16 protein-coding genes and 1 pseudogene are annotated in these 24,288 nt (G+C 58.2%); 9 read left to right on the top strand and 8 right to left on the bottom strand.

What is annotated here, in order from left to right:
* Positions 1-39: 39 nt before the first annotated feature.
* From D3876_RS11895 to D3876_RS11880, 4 genes are all read right to left on the bottom strand, one after another.
* On the bottom strand, positions 40-1,044 hold the full coding sequence (locus tag D3876_RS11895; protein ID WP_147417655.1) for a hypothetical protein: 1,005 nt from the start codon (positions 1,042-1,044) through the stop codon (positions 40-42).
* A gap of 221 nt (positions 1,045-1,265) precedes the next feature.
* Positions 1,266-3,488, bottom strand: a complete 2,223-nt coding sequence (locus D3876_RS11890) for a GumC family protein (RefSeq protein ID WP_119762436.1) — start codon at positions 3,486-3,488, stop codon at positions 1,266-1,268.
* Positions 3,489-3,522: 34 nt separating this feature from the next.
* Positions 3,523-4,266: a polysaccharide biosynthesis/export family protein gene (locus D3876_RS11885; protein WP_119762434.1), complete on the bottom strand. Its 744-nt coding sequence runs from the start codon at positions 4,264-4,266 to the stop codon at positions 3,523-3,525.
* A gap of 53 nt (positions 4,267-4,319) precedes the next feature.
* Positions 4,320-5,612 carry an O-antigen ligase family protein gene (locus tag D3876_RS11880; RefSeq protein ID WP_147417654.1) on the bottom strand — a complete coding sequence of 431 codons (1,293 nt, stop codon included), beginning with the start codon at positions 5,610-5,612 and terminating at the stop codon, positions 4,320-4,322.
* A gap of 717 nt (positions 5,613-6,329) precedes the next feature.
* Between D3876_RS11880 and D3876_RS20645 the strand changes: the two genes are divergently transcribed.
* The 4 genes and pseudogenes from D3876_RS20645 to D3876_RS11865 all read left to right on the top strand — a co-directional run bounded on the left by D3876_RS20645 (position 6,330) and on the right by D3876_RS11865 (position 8,840).
* The gene (locus D3876_RS20645) at positions 6,330-6,647 is read left to right on the top strand and encodes a transposase (protein WP_220475460.1); all 318 of its coding nucleotides are present in this window, start codon (positions 6,330-6,332) and stop codon (positions 6,645-6,647) included.
* Between the two features lie 15 nt (positions 6,648-6,662).
* Positions 6,663-7,115, top strand: a pseudogene (locus D3876_RS20640) (IS5 family transposase); the annotation flags it as partial.
* Positions 7,116-7,192: 77 nt separating this feature from the next.
* On the top strand, positions 7,193-8,257 hold the full coding sequence (locus tag D3876_RS11870; RefSeq protein WP_147417653.1) for a class I SAM-dependent methyltransferase: 1,065 nt from the start codon (positions 7,193-7,195) through the stop codon (positions 8,255-8,257).
* Positions 8,258-8,375: 118 nt separating this feature from the next.
* The gene (locus D3876_RS11865) at positions 8,376-8,840 is read left to right on the top strand and encodes a MarR family winged helix-turn-helix transcriptional regulator (protein ID WP_238475341.1); all 465 of its coding nucleotides are present in this window, start codon (positions 8,376-8,378) and stop codon (positions 8,838-8,840) included.
* Here D3876_RS11865 and D3876_RS11860 read toward each other — a convergent pair.
* Positions 8,817-9,839, bottom strand: a complete 1,023-nt coding sequence (locus tag D3876_RS11860) for a glycosyltransferase family 4 protein (RefSeq protein WP_182911992.1) — start codon at positions 9,837-9,839, stop codon at positions 8,817-8,819. The genes D3876_RS11865 and D3876_RS11860 overlap by 24 nt on opposite strands.
* 418 nt (positions 9,840-10,257) lie before the next feature.
* Positions 10,258-11,652 carry a right-handed parallel beta-helix repeat-containing protein gene (locus D3876_RS11855; RefSeq protein ID WP_119762424.1) on the bottom strand — a complete coding sequence of 465 codons (1,395 nt, stop codon included), beginning with the start codon at positions 11,650-11,652 and terminating at the stop codon, positions 10,258-10,260.
* A 559-nt stretch (positions 11,653-12,211) separates the two neighbouring features.
* Here D3876_RS11855 and hppD point away from each other — a divergent pair.
* Both hppD and hmgA read left to right on the top strand, forming a co-directional pair.
* Positions 12,212-13,309: a 4-hydroxyphenylpyruvate dioxygenase gene (gene hppD / locus D3876_RS11850; protein WP_119762422.1), complete on the top strand. Its 1,098-nt coding sequence runs from the start codon at positions 12,212-12,214 to the stop codon at positions 13,307-13,309.
* Between the two features lie 74 nt (positions 13,310-13,383).
* Complete coding sequence (hmgA, locus tag D3876_RS11845) at positions 13,384-14,649, top strand: homogentisate 1,2-dioxygenase (RefSeq protein WP_119763777.1); 1,266 nt, start codon at positions 13,384-13,386, stop codon at positions 14,647-14,649.
* Positions 14,650-14,818: 169 nt separating this feature from the next.
* Here the strand turns inward: hmgA and D3876_RS11840 are convergent.
* Both D3876_RS11840 and D3876_RS21050 read right to left on the bottom strand, forming a co-directional pair.
* Positions 14,819-15,759, bottom strand: a protein-coding gene (locus tag D3876_RS11840) for an IS630 family transposase (protein WP_119762420.1) whose coding sequence is annotated in 2 segments (ribosomal slippage) — positions 14,819-15,597 and positions 15,597-15,759 — 942 coding nt in all. Because the reading frame shifts where the segments join, the coding sequence is not laid out codon by codon here.
* An 89-nt stretch (positions 15,760-15,848) separates the two neighbouring features.
* Complete coding sequence (locus D3876_RS21050) at positions 15,849-19,916, bottom strand: calcium-binding protein (protein ID WP_119762418.1); 4,068 nt, start codon at positions 19,914-19,916, stop codon at positions 15,849-15,851.
* Positions 19,917-20,517: 601 nt separating this feature from the next.
* Here D3876_RS21050 and cysD point away from each other — a divergent pair.
* From cysD to D3876_RS11820, 3 genes are all read left to right on the top strand, one after another.
* A complete protein-coding gene (cysD, locus tag D3876_RS11830) occupies positions 20,518-21,426 on the top strand; it encodes a sulfate adenylyltransferase subunit CysD (RefSeq protein ID WP_119762416.1) in 909 nt (302 codons plus the stop codon).
* 163 nt (positions 21,427-21,589) lie between these two features.
* Positions 21,590-23,536 carry a sulfate adenylyltransferase subunit CysN gene (cysN, locus tag D3876_RS11825; RefSeq protein WP_119762414.1) on the top strand — a complete coding sequence of 649 codons (1,947 nt, stop codon included), beginning with the start codon at positions 21,590-21,592 and terminating at the stop codon, positions 23,534-23,536.
* Between the two features lie 8 nt (positions 23,537-23,544).
* Positions 23,545-24,282, top strand: coding sequence for a 3'(2'),5'-bisphosphate nucleotidase CysQ (locus tag D3876_RS11820; RefSeq protein WP_274378982.1), 738 nt, complete (start codon positions 23,545-23,547; stop codon positions 24,280-24,282).
* Positions 24,283-24,288 lie beyond the last annotated feature (6 nt).

Genomic DNA, 24,288 nt, shown 5'->3' with positions numbered 1-24,288 from the left:
CTTAGCTAAAATTACTAAGATCAGTATTTCGCAATCAGATTATTTGCGAACGTTTTGAGGCTTTATACTGAGATCTCGCGCCAAAAGAGACAATCCCAACTGATCACTTCCGCCGGCGACTTCCAGACTAATCCGCTGATAAGTGCACCCTGGCCGAACAATGAACGTGAACCGCGTCGTCCTTGGCTCTCTTGCGAGCGATCCGTCGACCTTAGCGAGTGCGAGATCGGAACCCCGCATCGCGCAATCGACTTTCCACACCCGGGTCGCGTCTGGCCCGGCTTCGACCGGTTCTTCTCGAACTGCAAACTCATAGGTGGCCGGCGGCAGTGCCACGTATCGTCGCATAATGACTGCCCGCTCACCCGATCCAGCAAATGCCCTAAGCGCTTTGCCGCCTTCCTCAAACTCGGCCCCTACAGCTGAGCCGGTCAACGGATCCCAAGTAAAGGGACGAAAGCGGGCGTCAGTGGAAGCCTCATTGAATCCCATCGATGACGCCGCCCTGGCATGACTGCGAGGGAGTATCGCCAGAAATTCCCTCGCAACTTCAAATTGCCTCTGATCGACCAGCACCTCCAACATCGCTGACGATAACAATTCAAAACCTGGTTCCGGTGGAGTTGTGCCGGCCAGCACAAACGTGCGGGCCAAGTTTGCCATGTGCTGGCGATTTGTCAGTACGTGCTCAACGAACAACGCAAGCCAAGGCGGGTTGCGGCGCAAGCGCACTGCCAGGTGCGCCCTTATCTGATCATCGTCCAATGCCCGTGCGAGGATCGGAAATAGAATTGCATGGCTCGCGGGACCGGTTCTCAACGCGGTATCATAATGGCGCAATGCACCGTCGAGATCGTTTGATTGCGTCGCGCGCTCCATCAACCAAAGTTGGGTTGTCAACTCTCGGCGGGATAGCCTTTCGGCAAGACGCATTCGGGCTAGCGCCAATCGATCATTGCGCGCCTCCTCGACCAATCCCAACAATCTGACGGCCACGGGGTTGATTGGCTCGGCGTTGATCGAGGCTCTTGCAAGCTGGGCCATCCGCCCTGAGTTCGTTCGGGATCCCGCCACCAAGAGCTCCCGGCTCGCCGCGAAGCCGACCGAAAAGCCGTCCCATGTCGGTCCTGTAAGCGCAAGTTCCGGCTTAGTTCGCCTAGTAACGTGTCCCAACGCGTCGATGGCAGCGCAGCCGGCGACGACAACGCACAAAACCGCACCAACCGCACGAATCCCGGACAAGCTGGAAAGCGAATACCTGCTCATTACGAGCTACCGGTTCGCTCTAAGTTGCTCCCATAGCCATAGCCATAGCCGTAGCCATAGCCGTAGCCGGCCTCCCGCTTTTTCAACTTGGTCAGGACGGCGCCGAATATATGCGCCTGCACCGACTTAAGTCGATCCAGCGAGGCCTTGATTCCACGAACGGCTACGCCGTCAGCCTCGATCACAAAGATGCAGCCCTCGACAGCGCGCGAAAGCAACGGCGCGTCCGCGAGGCCCAAAATGGGCGGCGCATCGATAACCACGTGATCGAAGTGCTCGAGCAACTGGCCAATCAGCACAGTCATTCTGTCGCTGCTCAGCAGTTCAGCTGCGCTAGGCGGCGTTGGGCCAGCCGCCATCAGACTCAGTCCCTTTGCAACGTCCGACGCGACGAGCTGGCGCCAATCGTCGTCGCCAGCAAGAAAATTGCTAAGGCCCTGTTTGTTGTCCATCGCAACAAATGTGTGGAGCGAAGGCGAACGCATATCCGCATCCACGATGAGTACCTTTTTGCCTGTACGTCCAAATACCGTTGCGAGCGCCAGGCTTGTCGTACTCTTTCCCTCCGCGGGCCTGGTGCTTGTAACCATGATTGCCCGCGGCACGCCGTGATCGGTCGAGAAGGCCAAATTAGAACGGATGCTCAAATACGATTCGGAAAGATTTGACTTGGCATCGTTGAGCGCGACCAATGCATCCTCATCCTCTACATCAGGGACGCTTCCAAGTAGCGGTATCTGAAGAAGGCGAGTTACTTGCCCCGGATCACGCAGCCCTTCGTCAATCTGTTCCAACCCAAATGCCGCTACACCGGCCAAGCCGAGCCCGAGAACCAGGGCCAAAGCCAAGTTCACAGAAAGCCTTGGGGCCGAAGGCTTGTCCGGCACCTTGGCAATATCGACGATGGCGATATTATTGGCTCCTACCCCCGCGACACCGATTTCCTTGTAGCGCTGCAGCAGTCCATCATACAGTTCCCTGTTCGTATCTGCTTCTCGCTGATAGATGTTATATTGAATGCTATCGCGCTGCTGCGCGTCCATGCGACCTTTCAACATATCCACTTGGCGTCGCAAGCTGGCCTCGCGCAAGACCGCCTCGCGGTATTCCACATCGCGGCTTGTCTGAACGCGCAGCTCTTCGCGCGCGATACTTCCATCCAGCGCCCGAATTTGTTCAGCCAGCGCCTTAGCGGCAGGGTAGTTGGGCTCGAACTGAACCATCAACCGTGCATATTCTGATCCCACCTCTGCGCGCCTCTCGCGCAACGACGAAATTGCAGCATTGCCCAACGCCTCAGAATTCGCGCCCGTTGCCGACCTCTGACGAATCCGGCTCTCGGCGGCGAACCTGTCGGCCGTCGCCTTGGCGAGGGCATCATTCAAAGCCTCCAAATCGCTGGAGACCAGCGTTCGTTCTACTTCCGTCCTGCCGTCGAGGCTCTTCGATTTACCAAGAGCGACAATTCCTTTTCGCGACGCATAGTTGACGAGGTCGCGCTCCGATGTCTCCAGGCGCCTTCGCAGGTCGTCCAATCGCTCTTCAAGGAACCTGCGCGCATCGGCAGTAGACGCAAAACGTCGATCCATGCTCGATTCAATAAACTGCTGCGTCCATGCGTTTGCGACCTGTGACGACAACCCGGGCGAAGAACTGGTATAGCTGATATCAATCAGCGCCGAGTTTCGGATCGGTGCAATTGAGATATTTTTCAGCAACACCTCAACCGCAAGCTTCTCTCGCTTAGCTCGCTCGATCGCCGTAAGCGGCCGGCCGCCACGATCAAAAAACAATGAAGCATCTTCTGTCGTGACACTATGGGCTTCAAAAAAAGCATCGTTGGAAGCCAATCTCAGAGAACGAGACACTCGTTCCGCAAGTGATCTAGCCGAAAGCAGAGAATATTGGGTCTGATAAAATTCCAAATCTCGACCAGAATCAACAGATTCCAGCCCTTCGACATTTGTCACCTTCTTCTGCTCGCGACTGATTTCGATCCTGGACGTCGCCGTATATTTCGGAGCCATCAAAAGAGTCACGACCAGACCAAGCGCTAGCGCCGACAATACGATGCCGGCCATGACCCACTTCCACCGCAATACGACTTGCCAATACTGCAAGAGAAGGGGTGGCGTCAGATTATGCTGCGGACCATCGGATGCCCCATCCGAAAAATTGGTCGGCCGTGGATACTCAATGGCCGATGAAATAGATTGAAGCATAACGATCTCTCTAAAAGTCGTCCCGAGAATGGTCTCAGTTGTTGTTGTTTTGAAGCGCCACTACCAGCGGCGTAGTAAGAAGCGGAACAATCTGCATCACGTCCTTAAAGAGGCGACGGGCTTGCGAGTCACCGACAACAACCACGTCGTTCGCGAACACCTCGGGATCATCGTACACGCCGCGACGTATGGCCTTTAGGTTGTACAGGGCAGCCATTTTCTGGCCTTGTACCGTCCGAAAGACAACGACGTCGTCCATCTTCGCAAATTCGGCAGTGCCCTTGGCCGTGGCCACTGCTCGCATCAGCGTCATTCGTCCGATTACTGGATATAGGCCGGGCTCCCTCACCTGACCATCCACGGTTATCACCTGGCTAACGGTTTCCTTGAGATTGACGGTAACTTGCGGGTCACGCACGTACCTTCCGCGCAGCCGCTCCTCGAGAACGTCTTCCAGTTCCGCCGGCGTTTTTCCGGCGGCCTCCACCACTCCGGCCAAGGGGAAGGAAATCCGGCCACCAGCGTCCGTCTGCACTTCCTTTTCGCTCAACTCTTCAATGCCAAAAACATCGATTATGAGCTTGTCGAATGGGCCAATCAGATATGGGCGATCCTGCTCAAACAAATCAGTCTTCCCTGGCGGGGGCAACTCTCCGGCCTGCGCAACCACGATCTGGGAGGTTGCCGCCCCTGTCACCGACTTAGGACCCAGTTCCTCAGAACCAGCACATCCGCCCAAAGCCACCAACAGCGAAGCGATCAAAATACCATTTTTCATCTACGACCTCAGAACTGACATGCGGCCCTAACTCAGCGCCGAAACTACTTCCATCATTTTTGCGGGCCGTCGGCGGAACCGCGATTCTGGGTGCGTATTCCGCAAAGCCAAATTGCGCAGAGTGCGCCGAGCGCAGAAAGAGACGGAATACGGAGCGGGTAATCCCCAAGGCTAGAGAGAGCCAGAATAAAGAGAATTACAGATGCCAGACGTGCATATTTTCCGTCGCGCCCCTCCTGAAGGCCAGCCGTGCGCCATGCACTTAGCGACCAAATTGCAAATCCGCAAACGACAACAAGCAGCACTAACAGGGCCGGTACGCCCCCGGTCATCGCCAATTCGAGCCAATCGTTGTGTGCGTGATTCACGTAAGTTGGCGAAAGCAGGGAGAATGGTTCATCCACCTGATAAACTTCAGAGAAAGTCCCAATTCCGGACCCGACGGGAAAGTATTTCCACATCATCTCGACAATTGGCCCCCAAATCTTAAAGCGAAGGTCTTCTACCTGATCGGGAGCGAGCAGCCTCTCCAGCGCTTTTGCGCGCGAAAATAGCGCAAAGAGCAGCGCCAGGCCGACGACCACAAAGCCCCCCAAGACATAAGCCAGATTCACCCGCCTAATTTTGCGCTTGGCCGGTCGGTCGAAAGTGGGCTTCCTATATAGGAACGCGGCGGCAGCAATCCCGACAATCGCAACCACCATGCCCGCCCGCGACCCGGTAACAAGTATCAAGGGCAACAGGACCACGCCAATGACCATGGCGACCCAGGCCCGGAAGCGCGCTTGCTCAATTGTCTTGGCGCCCGATGATGCGTACACGGCAAGCATCGGAAAAGTGACCGCAAGCAGCACCGCCGCATGGTTGCGATTTGAGAAAAGTCCGACTGCCGAGTCACGGTTCGTTATGCGATAGAAATAAAGAGGCCCTTCCGAACCGCCTGCGACTTGCAACAACCCCACGACGCCTGACACGGCGCCCAGGCCAATCACGATTGGAAGGATCTGAAACCGCTCCTCGCGGCGGAGCTGCGCTGCAAGCAATACAACCGCCGACGGTATAAAGAGTGCATAAAGGGCGTTCCAGGTTGCAGACGGCACCATGCTGATGGGCCGCCACAGTTCCCCCGCCCCGGTGAGCCGATCAACCTCGACTACAATTTCGCGACCAGGTAGCGCACTCCAAAGAGCAAACGGCAGCGGCACCAATTCGACAACAAGCAGCATAAAGACCACCGCCAGTACCGCAAACACTCCGCGATAGTTCGCAACGTGCTCCGATCGCAGCGTCAATAGCGCAAATCCGCACGCCAAAACGGCAACTGGTCGCAGTACAATCAGCGACATTATGTCATCTCTCGATCCACCGCCGATTAGAAAGATCAAGACGAGAAAACACGCCAAGACCCAAAAATGGATCGAATTCTGATTCCTGCTGCGTACGAAACGAAACAAATTTCCACCTCAGCGATTGTCATCGACCCGGGGCCGAACAATTACAAATACGGCTGCTGCATAACCTCCGGCTGCCAGCGGTCAATAGCCGCAACAGCTCGCTCGAAGCTATATGGTTCCATCTGCCGTTTAACGAACGGCTGCACCACCGTTCCTAGGCCAACAATTTAGATTGATCCAACACCTGATCCCTGAGAAATTCCGCGAACCATGCATGGTCAACGGAATCGCGACCATCAGGACCGATAAACGGATTCCCCAAGTGACTGGAATATGTATCAGGCTTCGCGATCGCCGGAATATTGAGCGCGTTCTGACCGGGGACTACCAATTTCGAGCAGCTTCTGCCGCTGTCGCTGAGCCAAGATACGCAGCGAAGCTCCGGTGGTCGCGGATGGGTCTGCGGGACAAAAAACTGAATATGGCGCAGAGCGGCCTCGGGCCAGAACGTTGCAACGAGACATTCGAGATCGGACTGCGAGATGGAGTCGCTGAGGCTGCCCACGCGCCTGTCGATAATGCGTCGAACACAAAAGCTTGTTAGGCATCGTGGACAAAGCTTGACGCGGTGACTCGGGGTTAATTCAAGGCTGCCTATTGGAGGCGGCATTGGGTGAGCGGATTGGGGTATCGGACGAGGAATGGGCGCTTATCGGGCCACTTTTGCCGGCGGAGCGCGGGCGTGGCTGTCGCCCGGCTGGCGACAGCCGGCCCTATTTTGAAGGCATGATGTCGATCGCGCGGACGGGGTCGCAGTGGCGGCATCTTCCCGATGAATATGGCAAGTGGAACAGCGTGTTCCGACGCTACCGGCGCTGGGTCGAGACAGGCGTGTTCGACGCGATGCTCGAAACCTTGGCCGAAATGGCCGGGCGGGATCGCTCAGCCGACATGCTCGACAGCACCATCGTCCGGGCGCACCATTAGCGCGGGCGGCATAAAAAGGGGACTCAAGCGACCGAGGCGCTTGGCCGATCGCGTGGTGGCTTCACAACCAAGCTCCACGCGCGATGCGATGCTCAAGGAAGACCGCTCGGCTTCGTCCTGACGCCGGGGCATGCGCATGACATCCAGGGCTTTGGTCCTCTGTTCCGGATGATCGCCGGTTGCGTCCAGGCGCTCCTCGCTGACCGTGGCTATGATGCCGACGCGATCCGCGCCGCGATCGCCATCGCTGGCGTCCAGGCGGTGATCCCGGCCAAGCAGCGGCGGCGCACCCCAGCGCTGCATGACCGCCGAAAATACCGGCTGCGTAACCAGATCGAGCGCCTCTTCAACAAGCTCAAGAACTGGCGGCGCGTCGCCACGCGCTACGACAAAACCAAAAGCTCCTATGTCGGCTTCGTCAGCCTCGCCTCAATCAAACTCTGGCTGCTCGTTGTCCACGATTCCTAGTTCTTCGCAGGTCCGGACTAGGAGGAGCCGATATGTGCTGCTAGAGCCGCGCGACATTGTTGTGTGGAGGTTTTTGAATGTCGACCAACCCGACGCGGATTGCTAAGAAATGGGCGCGATCGGCTGCGAAAGGCTTGAAACCTGTGATGCAGTCGCTGGTCCCGCGTCCGAATCCGATATCTGCAACACTTGGCAATCTGGCGCTTGCTCAGTTGAGTATCAAAAATCTGGGCTACGAACTCGCGCGCTCATTGACACAATCCAGTCTCGCTGCATCCCACGAAATTTTGCCCGCACCAATACATGCAGGGCTGTCGTCGAAGGCCACGACGCAAGCGGACATCGAGAACCCCTGGCTCTGGTACTGGTGCCAGCAACTTCATGCCAAGGTTATTTATCACCGCAAAATCTGGGAACTCGCATATGTTCTGCAAGTTTTGTGGGAGAATGGCATGCTGGAGCCAGGACGGCGCGCCATTGGTTTTGGCTGCGGCGAGGAACCGATAGCAAGTCTTCTCACCGCAATGGGTATCGACGTCACCATTACCGATCAGGGTATCGACGCTGCCGAAAAAAGTGGATGGTTGGCGACATCCGAGCATACAAGTTCGCTCGACCTTGCTCATCATCCGGAGATCGTCGACCGCCAGACTTTCGATCGGCACGCCTCTCTCCGCTCCGTCGATATGAACGCGATCGATCCCGATTTGGCAGATTACGACTTCTGCTGGTCAATCTGTGCTTATGAGCATCTCGGTTCAATTCGGAATGGTCAAGATTTTGTTGTCAACTCGATGAAAGTGTTGAAGCCGGGTGGAATCGCCGTCCACACGACCGAGTTCAATCTCGATGATACACGGCCCACACACGAAGGCGTCACTACTGTCCTGTTTCAACGCAAGCATTTCGAACAGATTGCTGAGCGGCTACGCTCAGCGGGAGATTTTCCTGCGGCTCTCGACTTCGATACGGGAGATGGTCCGATAGACACGTTTGTTGACCTGCCGCCGTACAGCTTCGAGGCGCACGAATATCTGCGCGCGCTGGAACTGGGGAAAAGTGAACGAGTCGCGCATCTCAAGCTTGCGGTAAGTGGCTATCCTAGCACATGTTTCGGACTATGGGCGCGCCGGGGTGGTTAAGCGAGAGCCCATTCCGGAAAATATTGGCGAACATAGATAGCGGTATGGCGAAAGGTCCTTCCCTCAATCATCGCGCTTGTCCAAAATCGGCCCTATGAGCAAACTTAGGGAGGAGCGCTTGGCGTTGCAGTTGGATCATTTCCTGCCATACCGCCTGTCGGTTGCGTCAAATGTAGTGAGCAATCTCATTGCTCGTACCTACCGCCAGCGATTCAATCTCAAAATTACCGAATGGCGACTGATAGCGATTCTTGCAGAGAGCAATCGCATGACACCGCAGGCACTTACCAAAGCGACACGGATGGACAAGATCAACGTCAGCCGTGCGGCAAAATCATTGATCGTGCGGCAGTTGATCACATCAGCTCCCAATGGTCAGGATGGGCGCTCGCACTTTCTTTCGTTGACTGACGAGGGGCTCGCGCTTTACTCGGAAATCGCACCCCAAGCTTTGGCGATGGAAGAAAAGCTTCTCCGAGCATTCTCGGCGACGGAGCGTAGCGCGCTTGAAGAACTCTTGAAACGACTTGAGTCTGCCGCTGAAAACGAGGCGGGGGGATCAACCTTCCATCGACCGCCTTGACCGGTGTGCAAAGAAGATGATCACCCAATATGCAACGAAGGTGCAAAGTATGATCAGCAGCGTAAGGTGAGGTACGCATACGGCCAGCGCGGCTGGCAAAAGACCGAGCAATTGGTAAATCACTAATCCTCTGCGCCAGCCGAATCTATCCAGAAGATGATGATGGAGATGGTCCCGATCGGGTGTGAACGGTGACTTCCCTGCTCGCGCACGAGAAATCATGAGGCGTATCATATCCCCCACTGGAACCATAAACATGAGGCCTACTTGATCCGCAGAGCGCAAGATAGGCGAATGTTGATACACATAAACGGCCAAAAGTCCTATGCCTGAGGCTAGGCCGTAACTTCCACCATCGCCAAGAAAGAGCCTGTCACCCAGATTAAACGCGAGCAATACAAAAACAATAACCAATAGAATCGCGATTGGCGCAATCATATTCGCGGGAGCCGCAATTCCGAGCAATATTAGCCAGCCCAAACTGAGCCCAAGAACGAGGCCGTTCTTTCCGTCAGCCATGTTGACTGCGTTAATGAGTGCCAACAGTGAAAGTGTTGTCGCGATCCAGCCAAAAGGCCCCAAGGGAAGGCCATGCGACTGGCCGTTCCAATTAATGATCGTAATGTTGAACTGCGGCACTGCGTAGCATGTGATACCAAAAAGGCCCGCTGAAATTAACAGCCGCTTTCCCGGCCCCAGTAGAAATCGATCATCCATCAGCCCCAGCGTCGCGATCGCCGCGGTGCAACCCGCGAGGGCCCACGCGCTAGGCCTTACGGTGTCAGCGGCAAACCCGGCAATCCACAGCAGTGATGGCATGAAAATGAGAATGAGCGCCAGGCCACCGAGCAGCGGCGTGGGGCGGCTATGCAGTTTTCTGCCCCCTGGCTGGTCTACCAGTCCAAGATAGGGCGCGTAGCGGGGCCCGAACATGCAAAGAACAGTAGTCAACGCCGTAACCAGTACTAGCAGGTAGGCGTCGAGATAAAAAAACCGCATTTGCATTGTCCTATTCGATAACGGCGCCGCAATCCCAAACCAATCGCCCGATGCCCTTCTCAAGCCCAACCGGTGAGGCAGGGCCTAGCAGAGTCGATATCGCCCGCGCATCCTGATTCTGATCGCACCACAATTCGCTAGACTGGTTGCAGATCATAGCTCTCGGAACATCGCATGCACCAAGGGGACGGGGCTCAACCAGCAAGCCGAGCGCGTTATAAGGTGATTTTTTCGCCAAGGCCAACGTGGAATGATCCATTTGATGCGCGCGTGATGGACTTGAACCGGTCACCGGCGAACAAAGCGCGCCCATGTTTTCCGACAATTTTCATTCAAGCACCAGGAGCAAGTCCTAAATCAGATCCCACGTATCCATCTTTCGGCGCCTTGGCGGTACGGGCACCCGAAAAAAGAGCGATCAAACGATCTTACCCGATGTGTCTTGCCAATGCTTGCCGTCAGCGTTCCACATTAAAGTGCGTTCGACGTCAGTGTCATACCACAAAAAGCCGTCTCGGACATTAGCAGGCCTTTCGGACGTCGCTCCGGCGGGCCAACCTTGCTCCGTGCTCCACGGAAATCCAATATTATCGCGAACAATATTGCGGCCGCGCGTTGCGGTGCCACGAACAATTGCAACGGCATCTTCACGCATACCGCTCGCGCTGTTGCCCGTCACAATCCACCCGTCAGCATCAGACGCAGGTGTGGAGATCGCCATTTCAGTTGCTCCGCCTCTGGACCCACCCCAAAGGCCCCTATTAAAGAAGCTGTTGGATGTCACTTTAATAGAGGTACTTTTATTGGCAGTAATACCATTACCATTTAATTGATTGGCAAACGTATTTCCTGAAATTATTATCTCAGACGATCCAACTAACTGGATGGCGGATTTGCCACACCATTCAAAATGATTTCCAATAATTTCCACGCCGTGACTATTCGAACACGCTAAACCTGGACGGCCACCCTTCCTTCCGGCGCTGATAAAGTTTCCAATAAGGCGACAATTGGTGCCGCCTCCATCAATTTGTATTCCAGCACCATCGATTGAGTCCAAGGTGCATCCGATAATTACTGGCCCCATGAGAAACGGTTCGTCCGTCGTTCCCAGGGCCCGGTGGCGCCTTGAACTTATTCCACAAGAGCCCGCAAAAATTTTGCAATTGGAAAAAGTAGTTTCAACAGTGTCCTCGAAATAAAATGGATGTCCCGATGAAAAACATGCCTCGAATAAAGGAGACGAATTTATAAAATGTCCGCCAGATGGTTGAAATGAACACTGAGATAACAAGGCAGAGCCATGTATACCTCCAAAGAATCGAACATTATTAAAAACAATATTGTGATGATTGTCGATAGATGTCCTTAAGTGATAAAGATTCACGTTTTCTATGAGTACATGTTCAACCTTCCGGAGATCCAATCCCGGCTCACGGACAGATTTTATTGCGTCTTGCATTGCAATCGTAAGATTCCTGATTGAAATGCCGGTCAGCCACTTATCCCAGCCATCTCCTTCGGCCAGAATTTTGCCGTTAGGGCCCAATATCAATCGCGATTGCCAGACGCCGGTTCCCAAGAGGCAACTTTGATTGGGCAATCTAACGACGCTGTTGATGAACATCTCGCCCTCAAAAAACGCAGCACCGGTCGTCTCGAGGGCTCGTGTAAGCGGTATGCTGTCATCGGTACCACCATCAAGCTTGGCGCCGGTTTCTCTGACGTTTTTGGCATGCATGAACAATCCCGAGGGTGGGAATTTGCCGATATCGGGAACGGCGCGAGCTCTACTTTCGTCAATCAGCGACATGAATGAACTCGCCCCAATCGCGCGAGCCACTGATGAAAACGCTGCTCTCCGAGTTTGACCGTTGTCCAATGAAGCTCCTCCTTTGCCGCAGGGAGCGGCTCGTTGGCGATGGTAGTGGTCGAGATCCGTCTATTCGGGTGTAGCATCCGTTGCGTTCGGCAGCCTAGTCCACTGGTTCGTAGCCGGCGTAAACGCACTTGCGCCAATACCTTGCGATTGCGAGACAGGGCGCGGCGAGGAACTGCTGGCGGGTTGAGCGTATCGGCCTGATACTGATCGGCTGATTTTCAGAGGACCTAGTGCGTATCCGATGCAGTGCTTCGCTGATCAAGCTTAATCGTGCGCCCGTCGATGCAACGCCAGTCGCCATCGATACGACCAAGCATTTGGCGATCCGTCTGCGACAAACCTCTTGCGTCTGACCTCTGAGTGAGATCCCAATCATAACTCCGGAAAAAGCACATGGCAGGTCATTCGCGATTTGACGCAACTCAGCATTGACATGCACAAAATTTAATTTAGTTTCAAATGAAACTTTCATTACATTCGGAGTCGCTCCATGACCGCGTCCGCCCCCGCCGCCACGCAAAACGTCCACGACAACCCGCTCGGCCTCGACGGCTTCGAGTTCGTGGAATTCACGGCCCCCGATCCGGAGGCGCTGGCCGGTCTGCTGGCCGCAATGGGCTTCACGCATGTGGCCACGCACAAGACCAAAAAAGTTCGCCGCTATGCGCAAGGTGACATCAATTTCCTGCTCAACATGGATCCCATCGGCCAGGTCGCCGAGTTCCGCGAGCAGCATGGTCCCTCGGCCAATGCGATGGCGTTCCGCGTGAAGGACGCCGACAAGGCACTCACGCTCGCGATCGAGCGCGGCGCGGTTGCGGTGACGGGCGAGCGGGGTCCGGGCGAGCTTGACATCCCCGCGATCGAAGGGATCGGCGGCGCCAATCTCTATCTGGTCGACAAATATGGTGCCGAGACGATCTACGACACCGATTTCGAACCCGTTCCCGGCGCGACGCCCAACGACAATTCGGTCGGCCTCCACACGCTCGACCACCTGACGCATAATCTGAAGCGCGGGCGGATGAACTATTGGGCCGATTATTACGAGCGCATCTTCAACTTCCGCGAGATCCGCTATTTCGACATCGAGGGCAAGCAGACCGCGCTTGTCTCTAAGGCGATGACCGCGCCCGACGACAAGATTCGCATTCCCCTGAATGAGAGCCAGGACGAGCATTCGCAGATCGAGGAATTCATCAAGGATTATAAGGGCGAGGGCATCCAGCATCTCGCGCTGGCAACCGACAATATCTTCGAGACCGTGGACCGCCTACACGCCAACGGCATTCGCTTCCAGGACACGATTGACACCTATTTCGACCTGATCGACAAGCGCCTGCCGGGCCACGGGCATGACGTTGCCGAGATGCGCAAACGCAAGATCTTGATCGACGGCTCGCCCGAGACCGGCGAAGGCCTTCTGCTCCAGATCTTCACCGAGAACATGGTCGGCCCGATCTTCTTCGAGATCATCCAGCGAAAGGGCAATCAGGGTTTTGGCGAGGGCAATTTCAAGGCGTTGTTCGAGAGCATCGAACTTGACCAGATCCGCCGCGGCGTGCTTCCCGCGAACGAAGAAGTCTGATCCGGTTTGGAGAGGGGAGCGCTAGAATGCTGCAACAGGTTCAGCGCGACACAGTGAACGCCGAGGCCGGATATATGTCCGGCTTCGGCAATCACTTCGCAACCGAGGCGGTGGCAGGTGCCCTTCCGCAAGGCCAGAATTCGCCTCAAAAGACGCCGTTCGGCCTTTACGCCGAACAGCTTTCGGGCACGGCCTTCACCGCACCGCGCAGCGAGAACCGGCGGAGCTGGCTCTATCGTTTACGCCCTTCGGCCAATCACCCTCCATACAGGCCATATGGCGAGCCACGCGAAACCGAACATTTCGCACGACGGGCCAGCCCGAACCGGCTGCGCTGGGATCCGCAGCCCTGGCCGGCGGCCGCCACTGACTTTGTCGACGGTATGGTCCGCTGGGCGGGGAACGGCTCGCCACTCGATCAGATCGGCACGAGCATCCACCTCTATGGCGCGACCGCGTCAATGAAGCATCGCTGCTTCTACAGCGCCGATGGCGAGATGCTCATCGTGCCGCAGGAGGGCGGGCTCACGCTCATCACCGAGATGGGGGTGATCGATGCAAAACCCGGCGAGATCGCCGTGATCCCGCGTGGCGTCCGATTCCGCGTCGAACTGCCCGGCGGCAAGGCGCGCGGCTATATCTGCGAAAACCACGGCGCTAGCTTCCGCCTGCCCGATCTCGGCCCTATCGGATCGAACGGCCTCGCCAATGCCCGCGATTTCCAGACGCCCGTTGCGGCGTTCGAGGATCTGGACGAACCGACCGAGGTCATCCAGCGGTACGGCGGCACGCTGTGGACAACGACCTTCAACCATTCACCGCTCGACGTTGTGGCGTGGCACGGCAATCTCGCGCCTTTCAAATATGATCTGGCGCGCTTCAACACGATGAACACGGTCAGCTACGATCATCCGGATCCGTCGATCTTCACGGTGCTGACCTCTCCCAGCGACACGCCCGGCACCGCCAATTGCGATTTCGTGATCTTCCCGCCGCGCTGGATGGTCGCCGAACACACATTCCGCCCGCCCTGGTTCCACCGCAACGTGATGAGCGAGTTCATGGGGCTGATCCACGGCGCCTATGACGCCAAGGCCGGCGGCTTTGCGCCCGGCGGCGCCAGCTTGCACAACTGCATGTCAGGCCACGGTCCCGATCAGGCAAGCTATGAGGGCGCGGTGAAGGCCGAGCTCAAACCGCACAAGATCGACAACACCATGGCATTCATGTTCGAAACGCGACTGCCGATCCTGCCGACAGCGGCGGCGATGCAGTCGCCAAGTTGCCAGCTCGACTATGACGATTGCTGGACGGGTTTCGAGAAGCCGCAGCTGCCCTGAAGAGCCAGGGAATGGCGTTTGATATCGGCGCCGGATGGAAAGCGGACCATCCAGTCAATTCGTTCGAAACTGCGGAAGGCTTGACTGATCTCCTCAACCGCGCGGAGAAAAGCAGCACGATCGCAGTGTCGACGAACGCCCTGGACCAAACACCTAGAGTTTGTTTCATTTAGATTGAAGCGTATCCAGAGTTCCTGAGGTAGTTTGCGCATTCCTGTGGAGAGAAGGCGTCGAGCAATGAGCCGATGCGCTTCCACGTGGTTTCGACTGAGCGCTCGGCAGCCTTACGCAACAGCAGTTTGAGTTTGGCGAACAGCTGTTCGATGGAGTTCAGATCCGGGCTGTAGGGTGGAAGGAACAGAAGTTTTGCGTCTGCTGCCCGGATCGCTTTGCGGATGGCAATGCCTTTGTGACTGCCCAGATTATCCATGATGACAATGTCGCCCGGCTTGAGGGTCGGGACGAGGAGTTGTTCGACATAAGCCTTGAAGCTTTGGCCATTGATCGGACCATCGAGCACGCAGGGCGCGTCGATCCGGTCACAGCGCAGCGCTGCTAGAAAGGTGAGCGTCTTCCACTTCCCGAACGGCGCCTTGGCTATCAGTTTGGTTCCGCGTGGCGCCCAGCCGCGGATGGGTGTCATGCTGGTCTTGGCCCAGGTCTCGTCGATGAAGACGAGCCGCCGCGGATCAAGACGACCCTGATACTTCTTCCACTGTGCCCTTCTTCTGGCGATCGTGGACCTGTCCTGCTCGGTGGCGAACAGACTTTTTTTGAAGCTCATGCCTTCGGCACGAACCAGGCGCCACACCGATACCGGGCAGGTTTCGATGCCGTGGGCGGCTAGCTCAGCCCCCATCTCGCGCACCGTAATCTCAGGTGTCGCGACCAAGCGCTCCAGAACCAGCGCCCGATGTGGAGCAAGCAATCGCTTGCGGTGCCCCCCATCGGCTTTGCGGCTGCCGTCCCTGTCGTACGCAATCGCTGGGACCATTTAACAGCGCTCGCCACACTGACATCGAACAGGGCCGCAACTTCCCGGCAGCTCCGACCTCCAGCTACTGCTGCAGCAACCCGCTCTCGAAGGTCATCGGAATAAGGTTTTGCCATACCTGCTGGCCTCCAACCCAGCCTCAAGGTTGAATCAGAAACCGGTCGCCATGAGATCCCCGTTCGATTCAATCAAACAGAAACAGACTCTAGCTGAACAGGAAGTCGGCGCTTGAAAAATTTGCGGCGCTCAGGATGCCAAGGGGATCACTGATTTGCACGTAGAGGTGGCGCCCGTCTGCAGTCGTTGCATGCAAAATCATTCCACCATCGGCCACGTCTTGAACAAAGACTGTCCCATTTGCACCGTCTGAGGCATATCGGGTTATGCCCAGATTCTCCAGAACGATCCGGTCGGTTCCGTCCTCAAAGTCCTGAATCCGATCCGTGCCTTCTGCGGCTGCGACGTTATTGAAGACGAACCGGTCAATCCCGGCCCCTCCCCATAGCTCGTCCCACCCGGCATCGCCGATGAGTTTGTCATCGCCATCGCCGCCATGGAGCGCGTTCTTGCCCGCCCCCCCTATGATCGTGTCGTCGCCGCCAAAGCCGATCAGCACGTCGTTGCCGCCGCCGCCGTTGAGGACGTTGGCGCCGGCATTGCCATAGAGCGCGTTGTCGAACGCATTGCCCGTCAGGTTGATCGCGTCGGTCGCCGCCCAGGCGATGGTCGAGAGCACCTCGACCTCGGAGCCCGCTTCGAGTGCAAGGCTGGCGCTCGTATAGACGGTGTCGCGACCATCGCCGGCCATCTCGATGACGCGGTCGCTTGCGCTGTCGGCATAATAGATGTCGTCGCCGCCAAAGCCGATGAGCACATCATTGCCGCCGCCGCCGTTGAGGATATTGGCGCCGGCATTGCCATAAAGCGTGTTGCTGAACTCATTGCCCGTCAGATTAATCGAAGTGGCCGCCGCCCAAGCGATGGTGGACACTGCTTCAATCTCGAACCCCGCTTCGAGTGCAAGGCTGGCGCTCGTGTAGACAGTGTCGCGACCATCGCCAGCCGCCTCGATGACGTGGTCGCCCTGGTTGTCCACATAATAGATGTCGTCGCCGCCAAAGCCGATCAACACGTCGTTGCCGCCGCCGCCGTTGAGGACATTGGCGCCGGCATTGCCATAAAGCGCATTGCTGAACTCATTGCCCGTCAGATTGATCGAAGTGGTCGCCGCCCAGGCGATCGTCGAGAGCACCTCAACCTCGGAGCCGGCCCCAAGCGCATGGCCCGCGCTCGCATAGATCGTATCGAAACCGCCATCGGCATGTTCGATGACCCGGTCGCTCCCGCCATTGATAGAGAAATCGACATAATAGATATCGTCGCCGCCAAAGCCGATCAACACGTCGTTGCCGCCGCCGCCGTTGAGGATATTGGCACCGGCATTGCCATAGAGCGCGTTTGCGAACTCGTTGCCCGTCAGGTTGAGCGCGTCGGTCGCCGCCCAGGCGATGGTCGAGAGCACCTCAACCTCGGAGCCTGCCTCGAGTGCAAGGCTGGCGCTCGTGTAAACGGTGTCGCGACCCTGGCCCGCACCCTCGACGATGCGATCGCCCGCGCTGTCCGCATAATAGATGTCGTCACCGCCAAAGCCGATCAACACGTCGTTGCTGCCGCCGCCGTTGAGGACATTGACGCCGGCATTGCCATAAAGCGCGTTGCTGAACTCATTGCCCGTCAGGTTGAGCGCGTCGGTCGCCGTCCAGGCGATGGTGGACACCGCTTCAATCTCGGATCCCGCTTCGAGTGCAAAGCCGGCGCCCGCATAGACAGTATCGCGACCATCGCCAGCCGCCTCGACGACACGGTCGCCCGCGCTGTCCACATAATAGATGTCGTCGCCCCCGCCCCCGATCAGCTCGTCATTGCCTGCGCCGCCGTTCAGCGTGTCGTTTCCGGCCCCGCCCTCAATTATGTCATCGGCGCCCGTACCCGAAAACAAGATAACAGGAGCATGTCCGCTGAAATTGTCGGCGGTAAACGCTCTGGCGTCGGCGTTCCGAAACGTGATGAGGGTGGTAAGGCCCCACCCCTTTACATTGGCCTGAAAGGCCACATCTGCACCAACCTGAACGAGCAGCAGTCGCCCGTCAGCGAAGAGGTCGGATGAGCCATCCCAGCCCAGGAACTGCGTCCGCAATGCATCGCGATTGCCGAGATCGATTACGTCGCCGCCCGGGCCGGTTGCAAAGTCGAGGATCTCGACAGATCCCTTCCAGCTATTGTTCAGCCAGTTGTCAAATATTACGGTGTCGGTCCCGGTCCCCAGATGCAAGCTCGCCGAGCCCGCAAGTCCTTCGATGACGATCGTGTCATCACCTTCGCCGCCAAAAACGTCGATCTGGCTCGTGTTGCTGTAACCGAGATTGAAACTGATGCGATCATTGCCGCTGCCGCCATCGGCGATGCTGCTGCCGGTCGGCTCAAAACCGTACGCTCTGCGGACGATTTCCAGCACATCGTTGCCGCCCTCGCCGAAAAGCGAGTCATTCAGTCCGGAGCCCTCGCTGAAGAACTCGCCACCCTCGCTGATGAAATCGTCACCATCGCCGCCGAACAATTGATCGTCATCTTCTCCACCGGTCAGCCGATCGTCGCCGGCGCCGCCTTTCAGCACATCCGCGCCCCAGTCACCGGCCAGCACGTCGTTGCCGCCCCCGGCGTCAAGCAGATCGGCTCCCCGGCCGCCATCGAGCCGGTCGTCGCCGTCGCCCGTCAAAAGCGTGTCGTCACCACCGAAGCCGTAGACCGTACCTCCCTGGGTTCCGAGCCGACCGTCGTAGAAATCGGAGCCGATAAAGAGCCGGACGTCGCTGAGAATGGTGCCATCGTTCCGAATGGTCAGACTGTAACTTGCATCCGTCCCCCCGTAAGATGGATACTCCCGCGCAATCGCGTAAATGCGCGCCGAAGATTCAATTACGATCTCTGCCTGTTTGGCATAATTGCCATAAATTAATGTTGCGTCCGGCGCGTCGGTCTCGGCGAGACTGAACCGGCTGCCGTTCGGGGCGGAGTAACGAATGAAAGAGAGGGCGTCGGCGTTGGTGACGCGGACGTCTCCCACCACCGGTGCCGCCGGTCCGCTGATCTTGAGGCTTTCAAAGTTGATGAAGTTTGTGAGATCCAGCGTGCGGCCGTCAATGGCGAACATCACCATCTCATCGTGGCCGCCCCCCCCATCCACTGTCGCCAGCGCCTTGCTGGGCTCTTCGTACTCCGGCCCGTTGGCGGTCCACCACACCCTGCCGATGGCCTGGTAGATGTCGTCGCCATCGCCCAGGTTCACCGCGCCTTCAAACGCCGACTGATAGCTGAGGTAGAATCCGGGATACACGCCGGCAGCGTCCACAAAATCGTTGCCGCCGCCCATGTCGACGATGCCGCTGATAACTCCTTCCAGTTCCAGGCGCTCGGCGGCGTCGCTGCCGATGATCTGGCCGGTCCGGTGTGCGCCGGCGACTTCAAGATTGCCGCCGTTGAGCCGGACCGTGGAAACCAGATCCAGGACGTTGACGGGAGAGATGTCGCTGACCGCCAGCGTAACTCCTGCCGCCAGCACGATTTCGCCGATGCCGGCGGTATTGTAAAAGGTTATTCGGGAAGGGGTGGTGGCTGCTGCGAATTCGACTCGCTCAAATCCGTAGACGTCATCGAAATAACTATTCAGGCCCGAAATTCCCGAGATCTTCAACAGATCGTTGCCCGCACCGCCATTCACCTTAAGGCGTTCAAAAAGCGCCACGGCCGAGAAATCGAACGTCGCCAGGTCGTCGCCCGCAAGCAGCTCGATATAGGTTGAATTCCATTTAGCGTTTTCGGCGGTCGCCGTGAAAGCATAGCGGTCATTGCCGCCGCCCATGATTGCAATGCCTCGAAAGGCGCCGGTTTGGATCAGGACGTCGTCGCCCTCATCGAGTCGTATGTCACCGATGATGGTGCCGCCGTTCACGATCGTGTCCGCATAGATCGAGCCGTCGATAGCGGCATGAAAATGCGGCACCGGATCGATGATCGCGCCGACCTCGTTGATGATCGTGGTGCCAGTTCCATCAATCTGGATAGCCGACCAATTGCCGGGCCCCGGATCATCTGAAAGAATGCTTGCGCCGGTGCGGTTTATGAAGGTGACGTTGGCACCGCTGACATGGACTGCCGGAGCTGTCGATATCAGACCATAATTTTCAACGGTTACACCGTCTTCCGTGATTTCCACGCCGCACCCCCTCCAGAAATCTCTTCACATCCAGTGCCGCGCTCGATCCTGTCGTCGCCCGTAGTCATCAATATGCCTACCGAGCGTCGCCGCGATCGTCGCTAATGATAGCCCCTTGATGATGGACCATCGATCGCCGGACTCTATTTTCCTGTCAATCAAATAACGTGAATCATGCCGTTCGGCGTAGACGCACCTAAGGCTCTCAGTTTGCAATAGCTTCTTTGAGAAGTGGTACGGCAGGTCTGCGGCTCCGGGGATGGTGAACTGGTTCTGTTATCGCTCGCACTCGTGTCGCATGTTAGGTTAAAGCTTCAATCAGGCGCCGTAGAAAATTCGAGACAGTGGCGGCTTTCCACCTTACCGAGCGGGATTTCGCATTGGTGTGATCGGTCGCGGATGCCCTGACTTGGCCTTTGCGGCAGTAGCGCAAGATCGCCAGATTCTGGAAAAGGCCTGGACGCCAACCCCCTCTTTCGCGCCGGCAACTAATCCTCGCTTCGCATTTGACGCTCACCCCCTATTTCGGGGTGGCCCCTTCGCGCGCTTGCACATAGCGCAAGGGCATTGAATTCTGCGTGACGATGACAGGTGAAAACGCGTGACTTCCAGAACATTGACCCATCTTGAGCGGCTTGAGGCGGAGAGCATTCACATCTTGCGGGAGGTTGTGGCGGAGGCCGAGCGACCGGTGATGCTGTATTCGGTGGGCAAGGATTCGGCGGTGATGCTGCATCTGGCGAGGAAGGCGTTCTATCCCTCGCCGCCGCCCTTCCCGCTGCTGCATGTCGACACGACGTGGAAGTTCAGGGAGATGTACGCGCTTCGCGACCGGATGGCGGTGGAGAGCGGGATGGAGCTGCTCGTCTATCAGAACCCCGAGGCGATCGAGCGCGGGATCAACCCGTTCGATCATGGCCCCTTGCACACCGACATGTGGAAGACCGAGGGGCTGAAGCAGGCGCTCGACAAATATGGCTTTGACGCGGCCTTTGGCGGCGCGCGCCGCGACGAGGAGAAGAGCCGCGCCAAGGAGCGCATCTTCTCGTTCCGCACCGCAAGCCACGGCTGGGATCCCAAGAACCAGCGGCCCGAGCTGTGGAACCTCTACAATGCCAGGAAGGCCAAAGGCGAGAGCATCCGCATCTTCCCGATCTCCAACTGGACCGAGCTCGACATCTGGCAATATATCCACCTCAACGCCATTCCGATCGTCCCGCTCTATTTCTCGGCGCCGCGCCCGACGGTGACGCGCGACGGGCTGCTGCTGATGGTTGATGACGAGCGCTTTCCGCTGAAACCCGGCGAGGCGGTGGTCGAGCGTTCGATCCGTTTCCGCACGCTCGGCTGCTATCCCTTGACCGGCGCGGTCGAGAGCACCGCCGCGACGCTGCCCGAGGTGATCCAGGAGATGCTGCTGACCACCACCTCCGAGCGTCAGGGCCGCGTGATCGACAAGGATGGCGGCGACGCCAGCATGGAGAAGAAGAAGCAGGAGGGATATTTCTGATGCCTATCTCCTCTTTCCTTCTCCGCGTCTCTGCGTCTCCGCGCGGGAAAAACATGGGCGCGCGGAGACGCGGAGGCGCGGAGGACATGCGCCCCGCCCGATCGCTTGCGCCGCTTGCCAAAGACACCATCATGCCGGCATTCGCCGGCCAGACGAGGCTGTGATGACCGAGCCCATTTACAAGACCGACGCCCTCATTGCCGAGGACATCGACGCCTATCTCGTCCAGCACCAGAACAAGTCGCTGTTGCGCTTCATCACCTGCGGCTCGGTCGACGACGGCAAGTCGACGCTGATCGGGCGGCTGCTCTACGATTCGAAGATGATCTTCGAGGATCAGCTCGCAGCGCTCGAGGCGGACTCGAAGCGCGTGGGCACGCAGGGTCAGGAGATCGACTTCGCGCTGCTCGTCGACGGGCTCGCCGCGGAGCGCGAGCAGGGCATCACGATCGACGTCGCCTACCGCTTCTTCGCGACCGAAAAGCGCAAGTTCATCGTCGCCGACACGCCGGGGCATGAACAGTATACGCGCAACATGGTCACCGGCGCCTCGACCGCCGACCTTGCGGTCATCCTGATCGATGCGCGCAAGGGCGTGCTGACGCAGACGCGGCGCCATTCCTACCTCGCGCACCTCATCGGCATCCGCAACATCGTGCTCGCGGTCAACAAGATGGATCTGGTCGATTATGATCTCGCGATCTTCGACGCGATCGTGAAGGATTACCGCGAGTTCGCCGACAGCATCGGCATCGAGAGCTTCACCGCGATCCCGATCTCGGGCTTCAAGGGCGACAACATCACCACCACGCCCTCGCCCAACACCCCCTGGTACAAGGGCCCCGCGCTGATCGCGCATCTCGAGAGCGTCGAGATCGACAATGTCTCCGATCAGGCAAAGCCCTTCCGCATGCCCGTCCAGTGGGTCAACCGGCCCAATCTCGACTTTCGCGGTTTTTCGGGTCTGATCGCGAGCGGCAGCGTCAAGCCCGGCGACGCGATCCGCGTGCTGCCCTCGGGCAAGACCTCGACGATCAGCAAGGTCGTGACGATGCCAGGAAAAGCCGGCCCGGCAAGCGGGACCGGTGGCGATGGCGATCTCGACGAGGCGGTCGCGGGCCAGTCGGTCACGCTCACGCTTGCCGATGAGGTCGATTGCTCGCGCGGCGATGTCATCGCCGTCGCGGACAATCCGCCCGAGGCGTCGAGCCAGTTCGAGGCGACGATCGTCTGGATGGACGATGCGGCGCTGCATGTCGGGCGCTCCTATTGGCTCAAGCTCGGCACCCAGATGGTGTCGGCGACGGTCCATGCGCCCAAATACACCGTCAACGTCAACACGATGGAGCATCTCGCCGCCAAGACGCTCGAATTGAACGCGATCGGCGTCGCCGAGATCGCCACCGACCGCGCGATCGTCTTCGAGCCCTATGCCGACAACCGCACGCTGGGCGGCTTCATCCTGATCGACAAGATCAGCAACCGCACCGTGGGTGCGGGCATGCTCAACTTCTCGCTCCGCCGCGCGCAGAATGTCCACTGGCAGCCGACCGACATCACGCGCCAGGAACATGCGCGGCTCAAGAACCAGACGCCGCGCGTGCTGTGGTTCACCGGGCTTTCGGGCTCGGGCAAGTCGACCATCGCCAATGAGGTCGAAAAGAGCCTCAACCTGATGAACCGCCACACCTTCCTGCTCGACGGCGACAATGTCCGCCACGGGCTCAACAAGGATCTCGGCTTCACCGAGGCCGACCGCATCGAGAATATCCGCCGCGTCGGCGAGGTCGCCAGATTGATGGCCGATGCCGGGCTGATCGTGCTCACCGCCTTCATCTCGCCTTTCCGCGCCGAACGCGAGCTGGTCCGTGCGATGCTCCCCGAGGGCGAGTTCATCGAGATCTTCGTCGACACCCCGCTCAACGTCGCCGAGGCGCGCGACGTCAAGGGCCTCTACAAAAAGGCGCGCTCGGGCCAGCTCAAGAACTTCACAGGGATCGACAGCCCCTATGAGCCCCCCGAGCACCCCGAAATCCGCGTCAACACCGTCGAGATGACCCCCGCCGAAGCCGCCGAACACATCATCCGTCAAATCATGCCTCTCAAATGAGCGCGATGATGAACGACGCGGCGCTGGCCCACACGCTCGCCGAGGAAGCGGGCGCGATGCTGCTCCAGCTCCGCGCCGCGCGTCCGTCGGGCGGCAAGGCGCTGGGCGCGGAAGGCGACCGTGTCGCCAACCGCTTCATTCTCGACAGGCTGCTGGCCGAACGCCCCGACGACGCGATCCTTTCCGAAGAAGAGAAGGACAATGTCGCTCGCTGTTCGATCTCGCGCGTCTGGGTGATCGACCCGCTCGACGGCACACGCGAATATGGCGAGGGGCGCAACGACTGGGCGGTGCATGTCGCGCTCGCGGTCGAAGGCCGCCCGGTCGTGGGCGCGGTCGCGCTGCCCGGTCTCGGTCTCACGCTTGCTTCGGACAAGCCTCCCGCGCTCCAGCCCGAGGCACGCCCTTTGCGGATGCTCGTCAGCCGCACGCGGCCCGCTGCGGAAGCCGTCGCGGTGGCCGAGGCACTCGGCGCAGAACTGGTGCCGATGGGCTCTGCGGGCGCAAAGGCAATGGCGATCGTGCGCGGAGAGGCCGACATATACCTCCACACCGGCGGACAATATGAGTGGGACAACTGCGCACCCGCAGCGGTTGCGCTGGCCGCGGGCCTCCATGTTTCGCGCATCGACGGCAGCCCGCTCGTCTATAATTGCGAGAATCCCTACCTGCCCGATCTGCTGATCTGCCACCGTGAACGGGCGCCAGAGATACTGAAGATGATTGCAAAATATGCAACTGCTTGAGCGGCG

Source organism: Sphingomonas cavernae (assembly GCF_003590775.1).
Lineage (GTDB): Bacteria > Pseudomonadota > Alphaproteobacteria > Sphingomonadales > Sphingomonadaceae > Sphingobium_A > Sphingobium_A cavernae.
The sequence above is the reverse complement of the archived record's forward strand: the minus strand, read 5'-3'. Positions and strand labels throughout refer to the sequence as shown.

What these genes read in the sequence shown, in the direction of transcription:
- D3876_RS11895 (WP_147417655.1), bottom strand. Translation starts at nt 1,044, where the DNA reads ATGGCCCAGCTTGCAAGAGCCTCGATCAACGCCGAGCCAATCAACCCC.
- D3876_RS11890 (WP_119762436.1), bottom strand. Translation starts at nt 3,488, where the DNA reads ATGCTTCAATCTATTTCATCGGCCATTGAGTATCCACGGCCGACCAAT.
- D3876_RS11885 (WP_119762434.1), bottom strand. Translation starts at nt 4,266, where the DNA reads ATGAAAAATGGTATTTTGATCGCTTCGCTGTTGGTGGCTTTGGGCGGA.
- D3876_RS11880 (WP_147417654.1), bottom strand. Translation starts at nt 5,612, where the DNA reads ATGTCGCTGATTGTACTGCGACCAGTTGCCGTTTTGGCGTGCGGATTT.
- D3876_RS11870 (WP_147417653.1), top strand. Translation starts at nt 7,193, where the DNA reads ATGTCGACCAACCCGACGCGGATTGCTAAGAAATGGGCGCGATCGGCT.
- D3876_RS11860 (WP_182911992.1), bottom strand. Translation starts at nt 9,839, where the DNA reads ATGCGGTTTTTTTATCTCGACGCCTACCTGCTAGTACTGGTTACGGCG.
- D3876_RS11855 (WP_119762424.1), bottom strand. Translation starts at nt 11,652, where the DNA reads ATGTCGCTGATTGACGAAAGTAGAGCTCGCGCCGTTCCCGATATCGGC.
- hppD (WP_119762422.1), top strand. Translation starts at nt 12,212, where the DNA reads ATGACCGCGTCCGCCCCCGCCGCCACGCAAAACGTCCACGACAACCCG.
- hmgA (WP_119763777.1), top strand. Translation starts at nt 13,384, where the DNA reads ATGTCCGGCTTCGGCAATCACTTCGCAACCGAGGCGGTGGCAGGTGCC.
- cysN (WP_119762414.1), top strand. Translation starts at nt 21,590, where the DNA reads ATGACCGAGCCCATTTACAAGACCGACGCCCTCATTGCCGAGGACATC.
- D3876_RS11820 (WP_274378982.1), top strand. Translation starts at nt 23,545, where the DNA reads ATGAACGACGCGGCGCTGGCCCACACGCTCGCCGAGGAAGCGGGCGCG.